The following is a 15,995-nucleotide window of genomic DNA, read 5'->3' as shown; positions in this document are numbered from 1 at the left end:
CAGGTCTCTCCGGGTCGGGGGTGCGGTCGTCGAACTACGCAACAGCGGCGGTTGTCCAGGGCAACCGCATTGCACCGCCTTTTCCGGGCGGCGCCCTGCTGCATCGTCACGCGACTTGCTGGCGCAACACCCGTTGCGTTCAACAGCATGAGGAAAACGACGATGCGTTTCGCAGTACTTCCGCTGGCCCTTGCCGCCGCGTTCGCGGCCGTTCCCGCCGTACAGGCCCAATCCACCGAAACCCGCGCGCAGGCGCTGGGCTTCACCTCCGTCAGTCGCGGCGAAAACGGCCGCACCGACCTGCTCGCCGGCAAAACCACCCTGCGTGCCGTCGACAGCGATGCCGTCAGCGCCCTGTTCCAGGGCGAACTGGGCAGACTGGTCGGCCTGTCTGCCACCGACAGCGTGCGCGTGCACTCGGTCACCACGACCGCCGACGGACGCCGCTTCCACCGCAGCCGCCAGGAATACCGGGGCGTGCCCGTCTGGGGCGACGGCCTGGTCGTGCAGACCGATGCCGCCGGCACGGTCGAAGCCGTGTTCGGCAGCGCCATTCCGGTCAGTAACCTGGCCGTGGACAATCCGCGCGCCGCGAGCGAACTGTACGCCGAGGCCGTGCGCACGGTAGCGCTCAACGACGGCGCCGAAGTGCGCGCCGCCGCGGCCGCCGCGCGCGGCTTCCGCTATACGCGCGCACCGGAACTGAGCGTCTATGCCGCCGACGGCCATGCGCCGACGCTGGCCTGGGACGCCGACATCGCCTACGAAGGCGTCAGCGGCCGGCCGCTGGCCGCACGCGTGTTCGTCGATGCACGCACTGGCGCATTGTTAAACAGTTACACCTATGTACAAGACGCGATCAACCGCGCCGTACACAACCTCAACAACGCCTGTGTATCGGCGAGCGGCTCGGGCCTGCCCGGCCCGCTCGCCATGAGCGAAGGCGGCAGCAGCGCCGACAGCGTGGTCAACCAGGCCTATCGCAACGCCGGCCGTGTCTACTGGTGGTTCCGCGATGCATTCGGCCGCGATTCGTACAACGGCGCCGGCGCCAAGATCACGGTCTCGGTCAAGGCCACCTTCCAGGGCAACAGCGGCTGCAGCGGCGACAATGCCTATTGGAGCGGTTCGCAGATCGCCATGGGCAACGGCGGCAGCACCTTCTACGACATGAACAGCGAGCCGGACGTGATCTATCACGAACTCGGCCACGCCGTGACCCAGTCCACCTCCAATCTGGTCTACCAGAAGCAGTCGGGCGGCATGAACGAAGCCTCGTCCGACATCTACGCCGCTGCGGTCGAGGCGTGGATGAATACAGTCTCGGGCGAGCCCGGCGCCGGCACGGCGGTGAGCTATACGCCCGATGCCAACACCTGGAAACTCGGCGAAGGCCTGATGCGCAACGGCACCGCCGCGCTGCGTTTCATGAACGATCCCAAGGCCGACGGCCGCAGCCTGGACCACTACACCCAGTACACCCAGCAATACGGCAGCTGCACGCCGTCGCAGCAGAACGACCAGTGCGGCGTGCACCTGTCCAGCGGCATCGTCAATCTCGCGTTCTACCTGCTCACCACCGGCGGCACGCACCCGCGCGGCGCCAGCAGCGTGCAGGTGACGGCGATTCCGTTCGATCGCGCGATCAAGTACCTGTACGAATCGCATACCAGCATCCTGCAGGCCAACGACACCTTCGCGCGCCTGCGCAACGCGATGATGACGCGCGCCCGCGCCAACGGCACGGTCGGTGCCTGCGACGAAGTGCGCGTCGGCCAGGCCTGGGATGCCGTCGGCGTCACCGGCACCGCGCCGGCCAATCCGAATGCCTGCGGCGGCAGTGGCGGCAACCAGCCGCCGGTGGCTTCGTTCACCGCAGCGCCGAGCGGCCTTACGGTGGCGCTCAACGGCAGCGGTTCCAGCGATCCGGACGGTTCCGTCGCCAGCTACAGCTGGAACTTCGGCGACAACACCAGCGGCAGCGGTGCAACGACCAGCAAGACCTATACGACGGCCGGCACCTATACCGTCACCCTGACCGTCACCGACAACCAGGGCGCGAGCAACAGCAAGAGCCAGCAGGTCACGGTAAGCACGGGTGGCGGCGGTACCTGTCCGGGCACCAGCTATAGCGGCACCTTCAGCGGCGCCGCCGGCCAGACCCAGGTCCAGCCCAACGGCAACTACTACCAGACCACGGTCAGCGGCGCGCATACCGTCTGCCTGACCGGACCGGCCGGCACCGACTTCGACATCTACCTGGACAAGTGGAACGGCAGCGCCTGGGCCCAGGTGGCCAAGAGCGAATCGGCAACCTCGTCGGAGCGCATCGCCTATACCGGCACCGCCGGGTATTACGTTGTGCGCGTTGTGAACTTTGCCGGCACCGGCAGCTATACCCTGAGCCTGCAAAAGCCGTAAGCGCCGGGCCAGGCAGGCGCCTTGCCTGCCTGGCCCGAGACAGGCCCGGCCGCCGCATCCGGCGGCCGGGTCTTCATGGCGGTTCTGCGCGATGCCATCCGGTCATGCCGGGCGGTGTCGGTATTGCCGTACTGTCCGGTGGTCCGGCACCGGCACGGCGGCGTGCTGCAGCGCATCTAGTCAATCTACGTAGCGATTCGTAGTATCGGCCGATGCGCATACCCTATCGGCCACACCTCGTCCGCGTAGTCGTTCTCGCCGCCAGCCTGTTGCCTGCGCTGGCGAGCCCCGCCACCGATCCACCGCCGCCTGCCCGCGTAGCCGAGGTGCGCGACCGCTATTTCGGCAGCGAGGTAAGCGATCCGTATCGCTGGATGGAAGCCCGCGACAATCCCGAGCTGGTCGCCTGGCTGCGCGCCCAGAACGACTACACGCGGCGCTGGTACGCACAGGATGCGCCGCTGCGGCAGCACGTGTTCGATCGCATCCGCGTACTGCAGAAAGGCACGGCCAGCACACGTTTCGTCGCCGAGGCCGGCGGCCATTATTTCTTCCTGGAAACCCCCGCCGACGGCAATGCCGCACGCCTGGTCAGCTGGCCGCGCAAGGGGGGCGAGCGCCGCGTGCTGTTCGACCCAGCCAGCCTGTCCACGTCCGAGCGCCGCGCCAGCGTCGACTTCATCAGCGTCGCGCCGGACGGACGCCACGTCGCATTCATCGTCTCCCACGGCGGGGGCGAAGACTGGGTATTGCACATCGTCGATGCGGCCAGCGGCAAACTGCTGCCGGAACGCATCGAGCGCGTGGCTGCGCCGATACCGTCCTGGGACGCCAGGGGGCGCGGCTTCTACTACACCCAGTTGCAGGCATTGACGGCGCAAGACCCTGCCACCGCCAAGTACGACAAGCAGCGGGTCTACTACCACGCGCTGGGTAGCGATACGGCGCGGGACACCGCCGTCTTCGGCTACGGCGTGCATGCGGCGATCGCGCTGGAAAGCAAATCCTGGTTTCCCGGCGTGCAGGTCAGCGGCGACGGCCGCTGGCTGATCGCCTCGGTATATCGCGGCACCGACAACGATCCCGCCCTGTGGCTGCGCGATGCGCGCAAAGCCGATGCGCCCTGGCGCGCCATCGCCGGCTTCGACGACGGCGTCAGCATTGCGCTGGCGCACAAGGACTGGATCTACGTCATTGCAGAAAAACCGCAGCGTACCGGCCGCGTGCTGCGCTTCGATGCGCGCACGCAGAAACTGGCCGATGCGCAGGAATGGCTGGCCGCAGGCGACATCAGCATCGCCGACGAAAGCGGCGGCCTTGCGGTTGCCGGCGATGCGCTGTATGTCGCCGGTCTGCGCCAGGGGCGCAGCGTGCTGCGCACGCTGTCCTACGACACGCCGAACCGGGCCAGGGAAATACCGCTGGGCGCCGACGGCGAACTGATCGAATTCGACAGCAGCCCGCGGCGCAAAGGCGCGCTGCTGGCGCTGCAGGGACCGACCTTGTCGCCACGCGTATTCCGCTACGACCCGGACCGCGGCGATCTCACCGACACGGGCGTTCGCGCCGCCGATCCGGCCGATTTTTCCAGCATCGTCACGCGCCGGCTGGAAGTGCCCAATGGCGATCTGCGCGTGCCATTGACCCTGACCGCGCGCAAGGATCTGAAGCTCGACGGCAGCAACCCGGTACTGCTGGTCACCTACGGTTCCTACGGCGCCATCTCGCCGATGTGGTTTTCCGCCGCCGACCTGGCCTGGTACGAACGCGGCGGCATCATCGCCTTCGCCCATGTGCGCGGTGGTGGCGAGAAAGGTGCGGAATGGCGCGAAGGCGGCCGGCGCAACAACAAGCAGCATGCCGTCGACGATTTCCTCGCCACGGCGCGCTGGCTGATCGCCCAGGGCTATACCACGCCCCAGCGCCTGGGCATTGCCGGCAAGAGCGCCGGCGGCGTGATCATGAGCGCGGCGATTGCCCAGGCGCCGGAGTTGTTCGGTGCCGTGCTGATCCGCGTCGGCGTCACCGACGTATTGCGCACCGAAGTGACCGAGGGCGGCGAGGCAAACATCAACGAATTCGGCAGCGTAAACATCGAAGACGATTTCCGCGCCATGCGCGCGCTGAGCGGCTATGCCAATTTGCGCCCGGGCGGCGCGTATCCGGCGGTGCTGCTGGAAACCGGCATCAACGATCCGCGCGTACCGCCCTGGCAGCTGGGCAAGATGGCGGCGCGCCTGCAGGCGCTTTCAGGTTCCGGCAAACCGGTGCTGTTGCGCGTGGACTACGACGCCGGCCATGGCCTGGGCAACAATAAATTGCAGGTCGCGGAATTGCTGGCGGACGAGTACACGTTTTTGCTGCGCAATCTGGCGCCGAGTGAAGTGCGGTAGCACTACGGCTGCTTGGGCGCCCGGGCAAGGTGATGTGCAAGCGGTCAGTGTGCCGCTTTGATGCGTGATGCGTGGCGCATAAAGCCCTCTCCGCCAAACGTGTTTGGGGGAGAGGGTTGGGTGAGGCGGCAGCCATGGCTGCGAACCTCGGCTCACGTCTATCGCCAAAATTCCGCGTCTGAAAGCGTGGCGCGAAATTCAACGCGCCGAGGCAGCGTCCAACACCGCTGCTTCACCCTGGCCCGCTCCCCCAAGCACTCGGGGGAGCGGGAGTTTTCGCCGGGCCTAAACCCCTCTAGAACCGCAACGCCCACCGGTCCAGCGTTCCTGTATCCCCATTGCCATTGTCGTTCACGCGCAATTTCCACACGCCGTTGGCCGTCACGGCCGAGGCGTTCACGGTAAACGTCTGGATGATGTTGTCGGTGCCGCCGCCCGTGCGGTTCCACAGATTGAAGACCGTGCCGTTCGGCGCGACGAGATCGACTTTCAGATCGCCCTGGTAGCTGTGGTTGATCGCCACGTCGACCTTCAGCGTTGCCGGCGCATTGCCGGCAATGCCGCTGACTGTGACCGGGCTTTCGATGGTGGCGTTGTCGGTGATGACGAAATCGGTCGTGTTCTCGAAGGTGCCCCCGCCACTGCCACCGGTGCTGTAACTGCCGGTCAGGCTCAGACCGGAAAAAGCCGCATAGCCCTTCACCAGCACGTAGTAAGTGCCAGCCTGCGCCGTGGCGATGGTGCAGGTCTCCGCGTTGCTGGACCCTTCCGAGCGGCAGTCGTAGCTGGTTGTCGTCGGCGCGGAACCGAACCTGGCGTACAGGTCTGCGTCGCCGCTGCCGCCGCTGGTCACGAACTTGAGATTGCTCGCACCGGCCGGCACCACCAGCGTGTAGCTCAGGCTGGCGCCGGCCGCACCGGCAAGGCCGCTGACGGCAACGCCGTTCTGCAGCACATTGCCACCGCCGCTGCTCACCGTGACCGAACTGCTCTTGGTGTTGCTGGCGCCGGCGTTGTCGGTAACGGTCAACGTGACGGTGTAGGTGCCGGCGGCGGCGTAGGTCTTGCTGGGATTGGTCGCGGTCGACGTGCTGCCGTCGCCGAAATTCCAGGCCCGCGAGGCGATGCTGCCGTCGCTGTCGGTCGAGGTATCGGTGAAGCTCGCGGTCAGGCCGTTGGCGACGGCGCTGAAGTTCGCCACCGGCGCCTGGTTGGCGCCGCCGGTCACCGTGAAGCGCACCGCATTCGGCGTGCCGGGCTTGCCGGCGGCGTCGGTGCCCTGCACGAACACGGTGTGCACACCCGGCGCAAGGCCGCTGGTGCTGATGGTGGCGCGCACACCTTCGCTGCTGGCATTGAAGCTGCCGTCGCTGGCCGCCATCGCCACCGGCACGGCGCCGGCCTGCCACGGCGTGGCATCGACATAGGCCGCGGCCGAGGCGATGTTCTGCACGGTTTCGCTGCCGTTGCTCTGGTTGAAGCGGCTGTCGTCGACGGTTGCCGTCACGGTGATCTGGCCGCCCGCGGCGACGCTCGTCGGCGACACACTCACCGCCGTGGTATCCGGCCCCGCCGGCAGCTTGTACGGCGCCTGCAGGTTGCGCGCGACATAGCGCAGGGCGCCGAGGTTCTGCGGCAGCGTCGTGTTCTGGAACGTGGTGCAGCTTTCGAAGAACGCCACGCCCAGCTCGATGGTGAACGCGGGTACGCCGAGCAGGCCGTACATGTTGTCGTCGCTGGCGCCGTCGGTGGCGTATAACTCGTCAGATTGTTGCGGAGTGTAATTATTGAACCAGGCCAGGCGCCGGCCGAAGGTGCGCAGGGCTGTGCCGTTCGGCGCCGCCGTGGGGGTATCGCCCCAGGGCCACAGCACCAGCTGCGCATAGCTGTGGATGTCCATGAACACGCCCTTGTAATCGTCGGGCGCGGCGCTGCTGACGGCATCGCTGCGGCGGTCGGCGAAAACGCCGCCGCTATAGCTGCCGTTGCTGCCCAGGGTGCCGGCGACATAGCGCACGATGTTCTGCGTTTCCGGTTCCGAGCCGCGCACCGGGCCGCGATAGGTCTCGGCGCAGGCATCGCCGCTGGAACCGCCGGGCGCACTGTTCCAGTGGAACGGGAAATTGCGATTCAGGTCGGTGCCATAGCTCGATGCCGAGCAGCTGCCGTTGGTGTTGTTGGTGTTCTTGCGCCAGGACGAACCGGCTTCGGCTTTCTTGCGCCCATCCGGATTGGCCTGCAGGATCAGGTGAAATTTAAAATTGTCCATCAGCCAGGTGGCCTCGGCATCGGTGCCGTAGCCGTTCACCAGCCACTCGCCGAAGCGCGTCATGGTCTCGGCCGGCGTGTATTCGCGCGCATGCAGGCCGCTCATCACGACCAGGGCCGGCTTGTCCGGCAGTGCCGCGTCGGTGGCCTTGTTGCCCAGGCGCAGCACTTTCACCGTATAGCCGTTATTGGCGTTGCGGGTCTTTTCCCAGCTCGGGCCTATGTCGAGCACCTCGGCCAGGTTCGGCTTCTGCGTGGCGAGCTGGTTCATCGTGGTCTGGGTTTCTTCCACGGTGCGGTAGCAGCTGTAGCCGGGAATGCTGCGCAGGCCGCCGCCGGCCGCCAGGGCCGACTCATAGGCGCGCAGCTTGGCCGTCTTCTCCTCGTCGATGCGCACATCGAAGCCGGCCGCGCGCAGTGCACTCAGCGTCGAGGCGTCGGCCTCTACGCTGACCGTGCGCTTGTTCTTGTCCACGATCAGATGCTGGAACTGCGAGGCAATGGCCTGCAGCTGCCCGGGTTTTTCGTAGCTTGCAGTGACGAACCAGGTTTCTTCCGCCTGCGCGGGCGCGCTGAGGGCGCCGGCTAACACCAGCGGCAATACGGCCAGTTTGGACAGCATGGGACTCTCCAGGGTCAGCCGGCCATCCTCCCCGACGGCCGGCGTGATAGTCGGCCGTGCCGGCGGATGATGGCGCCGGAAACGGCCGTGCGAGTGCGGACCAGGGTCCGCGCGTATGCCGCGCCCGGCGAGGCTGCCCCCGCAGCCGCTGTCGCCGGCGCGCGGCAACGCCGTTAGATAGCACGCGGCAGTTGCCGCATGTGCGAACGTGTGCACATTGCCCAAGCCGAGGCCGGCGCCGGAATGACCGGCTCCGGCCACAGTCGGGGCGGGCAGTCGGAACGCCGGGCGTCCCGGCAGGGTCAACGCCCCTCAATACAAAGCTGCGGCCGCTGAAAGCGCTGTCATCGTAGACACTTCCTGCGTTCGCCCCGCCGCATCAGGAAACGGCACCGTATCCCAACACGCGAACGGTGCTGGCCGCCTGGCCATTCCTCACCCGGACAAGGACGTACTGCGTATGACACAGAACGTGATTGCGCTTCCGCGCGTGATTGTTCTCAAGCAGGCCTAGCGCGCTGAAGCGGTGCAACGTTGCGAGAACGCCGTGTCCTCACGGGCGCCGGGGCTGGCACGCGCGCACGGCTACAACCCCGCCTCGCTCAGCACCCGATTCGCCGCATCCCCCAGCCGCGCACGCACCATCGCATCCACCGCCAGCTCCGCCTGTGCCTTGGCCTGCTCCAGCGTAGGAAACAGCGTGTAGCGCAGCCCCGTAGGGCTGCGGATGCCGCAGCGAAACTGCGTTCGCCCCGGCACGCGCTGCACCTGGGCCATGGGCTCGGGGCCAGCAAACAGCACATGCTGGCCATAGCCGTCGTCGCGCCACTGCGCCGCAATGATCACGGCATCAACCCCGCGCGCCGCAACGCATTGATCGCCGCCGGCGACAACAGCCGCACCAGCGCCGCATCCAGCGGATCCGCCAGATAGCGCTGCGCCTCGGCCAGCGAGTCGTAAGTGCGCACATCCGCATGCCCCGTCCTGAATCGCGTCTCCACGCGCCAGCGGCCGTTCTCCACGGCAGAAATGCTGCCGACCCGATGCCCGTCCGGCGATTGCAGCGTGAGGGTGAGGCCGGCGCGGTGCCAAGTGTGGTTCGAGATCATGGCGCGGAGGGTCAGGGCGCCCTGTATCACCGGGTGAGACAGAAATGGGTGGTCCGACGCGCCACGGGCATTCCGGGAAGGGCGGGGGAGTGGCCGACCCGTGTCGACCGGGCGCGTCTGCCGCGTTTTCTGCAGCGGTATACCCCGGCGGGTGAGAGAACGCGCCGTGAGGCGACAGCGTGTCCCATGGGCGTCATCCGGGCGAAGCGGGCCGACGGCTGCCGTGGCGCAATGTTGCGGCGCAGTACGGCGTTGAGCCAGCGCAGTCAGGTCGACCCACGGCCGGCAGCTCAACCCGTGAGGCCGTTCCAGCAGTAAAGCCGAACCCGCTGTTGCAAACACCAGTCGGCACACGAACACGGCAAACGGAGGTGGTCAGCCATGGCTTGCGGACGAACGCCAGGACCAACATGCGGAGACCAAGGCACGACAACGATTGACCCGGGCACCCGGATCCCCGCGGCCTCGCCGATACCCGGAACGGTAGGCGCGGGGGATTCAACGGCAGGCTCGACGAAGAAGGTGCTCGGACCCTGCGAGTTGCTTCTGGTCAGAACGACATTCACGAAAAAAAGCACGATGGGCGAGCTGAGCCTCCGCGGGCGCCACCTCTTCTACACACTGGAGGACGTGGAGCGCGTCAAAAAGATAGCCAATGAGACAGCTATTCCGACGGGTACCTACGAGATAAGGCTCACAGAATCGCCCAAATTCGGGACGGTTCTGCCGGAGCTACTTAATGTTCCGAACTTCACGAATATACGAATCCACTGGGGGAACGCCGCTGGGGATACCGAGGGTTGCATCTTGGTCGGCAGCGTAAAAAGCAAGGACTACGTTAGCGGCAACACACACAAGGCGGTGAAGGAGCTCATGGCCCTGCTCAAACCCTATTCGGACGCGAAGGCGGGGATTCGAATAACGATCAGGCATGGGAAGGCGGCGGAGGGGGCGGAATAGTGAGGGCTGGTGGGGTGTTCAGGTGGAGGGGCTTCGCGGGCGTTGGTCCTCGAAGAAGTAAACCTGACCCCGTTAGTTGTCGAAGGCGGCGATTCGAATAACGATCAGGCATGGAAAGGCGGCGGAGGGGGCGGAATAGTGAGGGCTGGTGGGGTGTTCAGGTGGAGGGGCTTCGCGGACGTTGGTCCTCGAAGAAGTAAACCTGACCCCGTTAGTTGTCGACTCAGAACAGGTTGGCCACTGCCGCCGACTTCGTGGCCAAGGTCGCCAAGCCCAGCTCCATGGACGACCTTCGGGAAAAGGCATCAAGAGTTGCAGATGTATTTCTGAGGCCGTGGCGGATCCGTCGGGGGATGGGCTGGAGGTCTCGGGGATCGCGGCGGTTTGCGTGGTTCTGATGGGTTATGTGAGCTGATTGCGCTTCGTTTCAATGGGCTAAGTGAGTTTGGCTCTGTTCGCACATTCCGAAGAGACCAGTTCAAGGAAAGAAAGTAAGCCCTAGTCCGCAAAACGGAGGCGAGAATGGGCAGCGAAAAATTCTTCGGGGTCGCGGTAGTCGCTGCCTTGGTCGGTGCACTGGCGTGCCTTCTGGGGACATTTCTCAAGGACTATTGGTTTTCCTGATCATTCGAGGGGTGGAAGCAACACAATGCCCTTGAACAGATCTATCAGCGAATCCGTATTCCGCTTTCAGCTCGCCACCAAAGCAAGTAGCGGTAAGGTGCTTATCCACCAGCCGAAAAGTGGGCCGATGAACTGGGCATCGCTCGACGGCGCGAGATTTAGTCGCGATTGAATTTATAATTAGTGGAAGAATGGCTTTCGGGCGCCGAATGCTTCGGTTCCTGATCTGGCTGATCAGTGATGGGTTAAAGATTAGGCCAATACTACATTCTGTTGATGTTGCCGATAGGGGGTCTCGTGATATCTAGTCAGGGTGATGCTTCGGGAGATGGGGGGGTTGGTGATCTCGCTGTCGTAGGGCAAGGTACACCACATGAAAGCAAGGTTAGTATTCAGGTCTTGCAGAATATCTACTATGAGCTAACAGGGAAATCCGAAGACGTTTCGAAGGCGTATTCAGACCCATTTCAAATTGAGTTTTCAGATCTTGAGCAATTGAATTACCGGGTAACTCAATGCTGTGAGCAGTACAATGTTCGTGCAAGTAGCTGCTCAGCAACAATTTTTTATGTGAAAGACAGCAAGGAAACTTTTAGTTCCTTCGACCGATTTCGTGCTTTCAATGCGGGAAACTCTAGTTCAGTGGAAAGTGTGTTGATAGCGTATGATTTCATGATTTTGTTGCCTAAGGTGGGAACTATCCAGAACTATAATTTATCGGTTCGGTTGAGTTCTCGAATTGCAGTTGAGGGCCAAATGGCGAAGGGGATGCTGATCGATGTTCCAAGAATGTTTCGCACGTTTGGCGCAAGAACGGCAATAGTTTCAGTAAAATACGTGGATTATATCGTTGCGAGAAATCTACTCGATACGGTGGACTCCTGGTTGGATAGTGTCCCCAAAGAGAGTGCTTCGAGACTGTGGAAATCTGTAGTAAGAAAATCACATTATATTCCGTTGATTTCGAGATATTTTGTCGGAATTGTAGCTGCGCTGATTGCCATTGAGTATTCAGGGCTTTTCGTAAAAAGCGATGCAACAATTCGTGATGGAGCTAGCTTTGTCGTTGCTTCACTAGTCGGTATATTTGCTTTCTATAGGCTCGCTTTTCACATTGGAAGAGCCGCAGAAAGCTCGCTGGATAGGTGGTCAGAGCTTTCATACTTGAGCTTAACCGCGGGCGACAAGGCAGCAATTCGCTCAGCTAGAGCCGAGAATAGTAAATCCGTTCTAGTCGCTATACTGAAGTTCGTCGGAGCTATGTCCAGCTCAATTCTGGCGAAATTCGCCGCCGCTCTTCTATTTTATCTAGCGTCGTAGTTGGCGGTCGGCACGCCAGTTCAGGCTTTTTCTGCTTTCGCGATTCGAGAAGCGGCGGTTGATTTTAGTACTGAGGCGAGAGATCTTACGACACGTACTGTTGGTGACTTCAGACCTCGCTCTAATTGGCTTACGTAAGTCGTATGAACGCCACACGCTTCAGCGAGAGCTTCTTGTGTGAGTCCCAGTCGCTTCCTTTCAGTCGCAATTACCTGGCCAAGCGCTTGTTCAAATGTAGGCATTGCAGGGCTCCACAACGAGACCCTGCTACCGTCCTACGGCTAGTACTATGGTATTAGTTCGGCGGCTTGGAGCTGGAACGGAAGAGATCGGCCGTCGATTCTCAGACGGCGGGAGGTGGGTTCATGAGCAAGGAACTTGTTTGCTGCCGGGTAGGGATGTGGCCAACGTGGCTGCGGCGCGGCGATGGCGATTCGAATGGAGGCGCGCCATGAAATCCATCGGATCGTTCCATCCGCTGCCATGCGAAACAGGCGATGACGCCGGCGTATTGTTCGCTTTCGCGGTCGATACCCCCGCCCAACGCCGCGCCCTCCATCAGGAAGCGCTGGCCCGCCTCTCCGCGGCCAATGCGCTTAGCGATGCGTTGACGACTGTGCGGGTCGAGGCGCATGACGATCGCAGTCATGTGCCTTTGTTGGAGGCGATTGCGATTTTGTCGCGGGATGCGCGGGGCTTGTTGGTGGCGATGGGGGAGGTGGGATAGGGCGGTTGTGGCGCTGAGGTGGGTCAGGCGTTGCGATTTGTTAGGGGCGCTGGGTGGCTCCGGCGATAGCATCTGGGACTCATCGACCTTCGCGTCGCCCCCTCACCCCAACCCTCTCCCCCGACGCAGTCGGGGCAGAGGGAGCGCGCTGTAGCCGCCGTTCGCGCGCGTATCGAGTTCTGACGACTGCATTCTTCCGTTGTGAGCACGATCATTGACTGGGTCTGCAAGGTTACAGACCGGGTCCGCAAGGCTTTTTACCTTGCGCCCAAGGTGCCGGACCGGGTCCGCAAGGTCTGAACCGCTACCCGCAAGGTCGAAATTCCAAACCGCCGCGGTTTTGACCTTGCGCTCAAGGTTTTGATGCTTGCAGGCCGCGCTTGGAGGCTTGCGTTCCGCGGTCCGGACCTTGCGCGCAAGGGTGTCGGCCTTGCGGTTTGACCGGTTTTTCGGTGATTTCAGCCGCCCGCGCTTGCGGCAGGGCGTTTTCGGCGCGCAGCCGGCGTTTTGGCGCCCGGATTCAGGACTCTTGACCTTGCACTCGGGACTTTCGACCTTGCGCACCCGGCGGGGCACCAGGTCTGCAAGGCTTTGAACCTTGCGCGCAAGGTGCCGGACCGGGTGCGTAAGGTATCTGGTAGCCCTCCCGGCCGCCGCGTTTGGCAGAACGCCGCGGCGGCGGTCAGGAGGGCCGGGTGGCTTACTTCTTGTCGCCGTGGTCGTCGGCTCCGGCGCTTTCGGCCACCGTAGCGCGGCGCTTGCGCGCGAAGCGCTTGGCCAGTTCCTTGCGCAGGCTGTCCAGGCCCTCGCCCACGCCGCCGCGGTCGAGGGCGGCGTAGCCGTCCAGGCACAGCATCATCAGGTCGCTGCCCAGGGCGGCTTCGGTGTCGGCGCCGCGTTCGGCCAGGCGTTCCAGGCGGTTGAGCAGGGGTTCCAGCAGTTGCAGGGCTTTCTGGTCGCGCCGGGCTTCCGCCATGTCGAGTACGGGCGGAATCAGGTGGCGGTTCTGCTCCATCATCATCAACGTCTTCTCGCAGAACGGCTGCGATTGCTGGCCCATGCGGTTGAGGCGGCGGCGTTCGTCGGGGGTGAGGGAAAGGAAATTCCCGAAGATGGTTTCGAGCTGGGTGATGGCGGCTTCGGCGGCGGCCATCTGTTCGTCGGTATAGGTGATGGACAAGAGGTTTTGGGCCACAACGGTCTCCGTACGCGTGCGTTGTTCCTTGCGATGGTCCATCGACCCCTGACGATGGCGTGTGAGCGTGGCGGCGGTGGGGATCCCTCCGCTTTCGCGTCGCGAAAACTTTATGCAGTCGATGCAAACGTACGCAATTCATTGGAAGAGTGAATTTGGATACGGGGCCGTGTGTGAAGCCGAGGCTTCGCGCAGACTATTCGTCACGGGCCAATCAACGCATTGCCGTGCAACGGTCGAAGGACGGAGTGATCGATCCAGAACACGCGTTGCGCGAGTTGCTGAAGGGAACGTTCCTGGCGCAAGCGCCCCTCGCGACGATCACCGTCGCCGACACTTGGGAAACGGCGTTTGCCCTCGACGGAGGATCACGGACGCGGTAGGCGTGGTCGCTGTTGTGGTCGTGCGCGGCGCGGACGGCACGGTGGCCGGTGCTGGCCGATCTTTTCCCCAACAAGACCCTTGGGGTGTGCCGGTGCGGCAGGCGGATCTGTTCATCCGGCACGCATTCAGCCAGGAAACGGTGGCACGCTCGGCGCCGACAAGGGCTACGACACGAAGGAGTGTGTGCGTGCATGGGACGAGCGCGCCATCCCAGTTTGCCGACAAACTACCGCGGCAACCGCCCGTTCTCCAGCGCTTCGGCGCCCCCGAATCGCCCGGAAACCTTGCGCAGTGCAGGGCACACGCCCCCCGCCATCACTGTGCGCCTCGTGCAATCCGCAGCCTGCAATAACCAACGATTAACCCGCCAGCAACGACCGTCGTATAGAAACAGCCACTGGCGAATTTCGCAGCCAGGTCACTACGGTGATGGGCGCTGCGCGCAACGGGATCGAGCCATTGATGACGCGATTGCTGCAGACCGTGGGCTTTCTGACGCTGGCCGCCAGAAGTGGCGCGCTGTTTGCCATTTTCGGTCCACCCGTGCTGTCACCTGCGGCTCCGACGTCGGCCGATGTCATTTCGATGGAGACGCGTGCGAGTGGCTGTTACCTCTTCGACGGTGGCCCAAACGATGCCGTTGTAACGACAGCCGGGACCACGATCACCATCGTCGTTCCGGCGAGGGTCAACGCCTTCTGCAACTTCCCCACTACCACCCGCTCGTATGTCGTCGGGAGATTTCCGCCAGGCGTCTACACCTTGAAGGCCTTCTATCTTCCACACCCCTTGTCGGGCGGCGGACCACCCCGTTTGATGGGGCAACGTCCAGTCACCGTCGCGCCCTACGGCGACGCCAGTGCTGTTCCAATACCGTCCCTGACAGCATTCGCCGCGGCACTGCTGGCTGCGCTATGCGCGGTCGTCGCGGCGGTCGAGCAGGGAAGGCGGCGTAGCCGGTTGCGTTGAGTCGCAGAACCGCGGACAGCCAGCTCCCAGTGGTGAATTGCCCGACGGGACAGTTTCGTCTATCCCTGCATCCGGTTCGGAATGGTCGCGCCGGATGTATACCTGGCCACTTATTTTGTGCAGATACCCTTGACGCGCCGGAATGCGCAGATATAAAACTGCGCCCGTTGCCACTCATGTGGCAGCCGAGTTTGGCGGCTCGAAAAATAATGAGGGCACATCGGCGCCATGCCTAGTTTGGCGCCATCTGACTCACTCCGCGAGGAGCGCCAAACCATGAAGCCTATCGGCTCGTTCTATCCCCTGGCCGGTGAAGACACCACGGCCCCTGTCGTACTGTTCGCCTACGCCGTAGACACCCCCGAACAAAGACGCGCCCTTCACGACGAAGCCATGGCTCGCCTGGCCGCCGTCACGTCTTTGAGCGACGCCCTGCTCAGCATGCAAGTCGAAGACCCCGACCGGCGCTCGCATACGCGGGTGATCGAGGCGATAGCCATTCTGTCGCGGGATGTGAAGGGGTTGATTGAGGCGACGGGAAGAGCGCTGGGCTAGTTAGCTGCATGGATCCCCGGACCGGTTGCGGTGATCCGTCGACCGGTCCGGGATCAACCTTCGAATCTATAGCGAAGCGCGAGTTACTCCGCTCGGCTATCGTGCCGGATCGAGGCCTGCTCATTCCGCGGTGCAGCATCGACTTGCGCCCTCAAATTAGGGCCCTTTTCACTACCTGCACAGCGTCTGTTGTGTTCTATACTTTTGTCGCGCAACCAGCACTCCAGGGGGAGACATGCTGATCCGGCTGTTCGCAGTGCTTCTGCTCGCGAGTTCGTCTGCCATGGCGGAATTTCAGACGCGAGCGTTAAGTGAAAAGAGTTACGTCCTAGGCGAAGAGAAACCGCCACGTCTAGCAGGCTGTTGAGAATCACCTCTTTCTCTCAGCCCCGATTGAGCCGATCAATCGCACCGCTGCTTGTGTTCTCGTCGCTGTAGCGGCTTGCTA

Annotated in this window: 12 protein-coding genes; 7 read left to right on the top strand and 5 right to left on the bottom strand. The window is 63.3% G+C overall.

Going from position 1 to position 15,995, the window contains the following annotated elements; genetic code table 11:
• Nucleotides 1–162 precede the first annotated feature (162 nt).
• Nucleotides 163–2,421: a M4 family metallopeptidase gene (locus DFR29_RS17190; RefSeq protein WP_166654162.1), complete on the top strand. Its 2,259-nt coding sequence runs from the start codon at nucleotides 163–165 to the stop codon at nucleotides 2,419–2,421.
• Nucleotides 2,422–2,633: 212 nt separating this feature from the next.
• Nucleotides 2,634–4,814 carry a prolyl oligopeptidase family serine peptidase gene (locus tag DFR29_RS17185; protein WP_133819859.1) on the top strand — a complete coding sequence of 727 codons (2,181 nt, stop codon included), beginning with the start codon at nucleotides 2,634–2,636 and terminating at the stop codon, nucleotides 4,812–4,814.
• Nucleotides 4,815–5,109: 295 nt separating this feature from the next.
• Here DFR29_RS17185 and DFR29_RS17180 read toward each other — a convergent pair whose 3' ends face one another.
• From DFR29_RS17180 to DFR29_RS17170, 3 genes are all read right to left on the bottom strand, one after another.
• Complete coding sequence (locus tag DFR29_RS17180) at nucleotides 5,110–7,704, bottom strand: M14 family zinc carboxypeptidase (RefSeq protein ID WP_133819858.1); 2,595 nt, start codon at nucleotides 7,702–7,704, stop codon at nucleotides 5,110–5,112.
• A 585-nt stretch (nucleotides 7,705–8,289) separates the two neighbouring features.
• A complete protein-coding gene (locus DFR29_RS17175) occupies nucleotides 8,290–8,550 on the bottom strand; it encodes a hypothetical protein (protein WP_133819857.1) in 261 nt (86 codons plus the stop codon).
• Nucleotides 8,547–8,843 (bottom strand): hypothetical protein, encoded by a 297-nt coding sequence (locus tag DFR29_RS17170; RefSeq protein WP_133819856.1) that lies wholly within the window; start codon nucleotides 8,841–8,843, stop codon nucleotides 8,547–8,549. The genes DFR29_RS17175 and DFR29_RS17170 overlap by 4 nt, the downstream gene beginning before the upstream one ends.
• 351 nt (nucleotides 8,844–9,194) lie before the next feature.
• Here DFR29_RS17170 and DFR29_RS17165 point away from each other — a divergent pair, with 351 nt between their 5' ends.
• Together DFR29_RS17165 and DFR29_RS17160 are read left to right on the top strand one after the other, a co-directional pair.
• Nucleotides 9,195–9,773 carry a DUF5675 family protein gene (locus tag DFR29_RS17165; RefSeq protein WP_279571522.1) on the top strand — a complete coding sequence of 193 codons (579 nt, stop codon included), beginning with the start codon at nucleotides 9,195–9,197 and terminating at the stop codon, nucleotides 9,771–9,773.
• Between the two features lie 921 nt (nucleotides 9,774–10,694).
• A complete protein-coding gene (locus DFR29_RS17160) occupies nucleotides 10,695–11,717 on the top strand; it encodes a hypothetical protein (RefSeq protein WP_133819854.1) in 1,023 nt (340 codons plus the stop codon).
• 20 nt (nucleotides 11,718–11,737) lie between these two features.
• On the opposite strand, the gene DFR29_RS17155 is transcribed toward DFR29_RS17160, so the two are convergent.
• On the bottom strand, nucleotides 11,738–11,959 hold the full coding sequence (locus DFR29_RS17155) for a helix-turn-helix domain-containing protein (RefSeq protein ID WP_133819853.1): 222 nt from the start codon (nucleotides 11,957–11,959) through the stop codon (nucleotides 11,738–11,740).
• 209 nt (nucleotides 11,960–12,168) lie between these two features.
• Here DFR29_RS17155 and DFR29_RS17150 point away from each other — a divergent pair, with 209 nt between their 5' ends.
• Nucleotides 12,169–12,444 (top strand): hypothetical protein, encoded by a 276-nt coding sequence (locus tag DFR29_RS17150; protein ID WP_133819852.1) that lies wholly within the window; start codon nucleotides 12,169–12,171, stop codon nucleotides 12,442–12,444.
• 700 nt (nucleotides 12,445–13,144) lie between these two features.
• Here the strand turns inward: DFR29_RS17150 and DFR29_RS17145 are convergent.
• Nucleotides 13,145–13,639: a hypothetical protein gene (locus DFR29_RS17145; protein ID WP_133819851.1), complete on the bottom strand. Its 495-nt coding sequence runs from the start codon at nucleotides 13,637–13,639 to the stop codon at nucleotides 13,145–13,147.
• A gap of 846 nt (nucleotides 13,640–14,485) precedes the next feature.
• On the opposite strand from DFR29_RS17145, the gene DFR29_RS17140 reads away from it, so the two are divergent.
• Together DFR29_RS17140 and DFR29_RS17135 are read left to right on the top strand one after the other, a co-directional pair.
• The gene (locus DFR29_RS17140) at nucleotides 14,486–14,992 is read left to right on the top strand and encodes a hypothetical protein (RefSeq protein WP_133819850.1); all 507 of its coding nucleotides are present in this window, start codon (nucleotides 14,486–14,488) and stop codon (nucleotides 14,990–14,992) included.
• A gap of 276 nt (nucleotides 14,993–15,268) precedes the next feature.
• Nucleotides 15,269–15,547 (top strand): hypothetical protein, encoded by a 279-nt coding sequence (locus DFR29_RS17135; protein ID WP_133819849.1) that lies wholly within the window; start codon nucleotides 15,269–15,271, stop codon nucleotides 15,545–15,547.
• Nucleotides 15,548–15,995 lie beyond the last annotated feature (448 nt).

The organism is Tahibacter aquaticus (assembly GCF_004363655.1).
In the GTDB taxonomy this organism is placed as follows: domain Bacteria; phylum Pseudomonadota; class Gammaproteobacteria; order Xanthomonadales; family Rhodanobacteraceae; genus Tahibacter; species Tahibacter aquaticus.
The sequence above is the reverse complement of the archived record's forward strand: the minus strand, read 5'-3'. Positions and strand labels throughout refer to the sequence as shown.

Excerpts from the sequence above, each read along its gene's own strand:
- DFR29_RS17190 (WP_166654162.1), top strand. The coding sequence starts at position 163 with ATGCGTTTCGCAGTACTTCCGCTGGCCCTTGCCGCCGCGTTCGCGGCC.
- DFR29_RS17185 (WP_133819859.1), top strand. The coding sequence starts at position 2,634 with ATGCGCATACCCTATCGGCCACACCTCGTCCGCGTAGTCGTTCTCGCC.
- DFR29_RS17180 (WP_133819858.1), bottom strand. The coding sequence starts at position 7,704 with ATGCTGTCCAAACTGGCCGTATTGCCGCTGGTGTTAGCCGGCGCCCTC.
- DFR29_RS17165 (WP_279571522.1), top strand. The coding sequence starts at position 9,195 with ATGGCTTGCGGACGAACGCCAGGACCAACATGCGGAGACCAAGGCACG.
- DFR29_RS17155 (WP_133819853.1), bottom strand. The coding sequence starts at position 11,959 with ATGCCTACATTTGAACAAGCGCTTGGCCAGGTAATTGCGACTGAAAGG.
- DFR29_RS17150 (WP_133819852.1), top strand. The coding sequence starts at position 12,169 with ATGAAATCCATCGGATCGTTCCATCCGCTGCCATGCGAAACAGGCGAT.
- DFR29_RS17140 (WP_133819850.1), top strand. The coding sequence starts at position 14,486 with ATGACGCGATTGCTGCAGACCGTGGGCTTTCTGACGCTGGCCGCCAGA.
- DFR29_RS17135 (WP_133819849.1), top strand. The coding sequence starts at position 15,269 with ATGAAGCCTATCGGCTCGTTCTATCCCCTGGCCGGTGAAGACACCACG.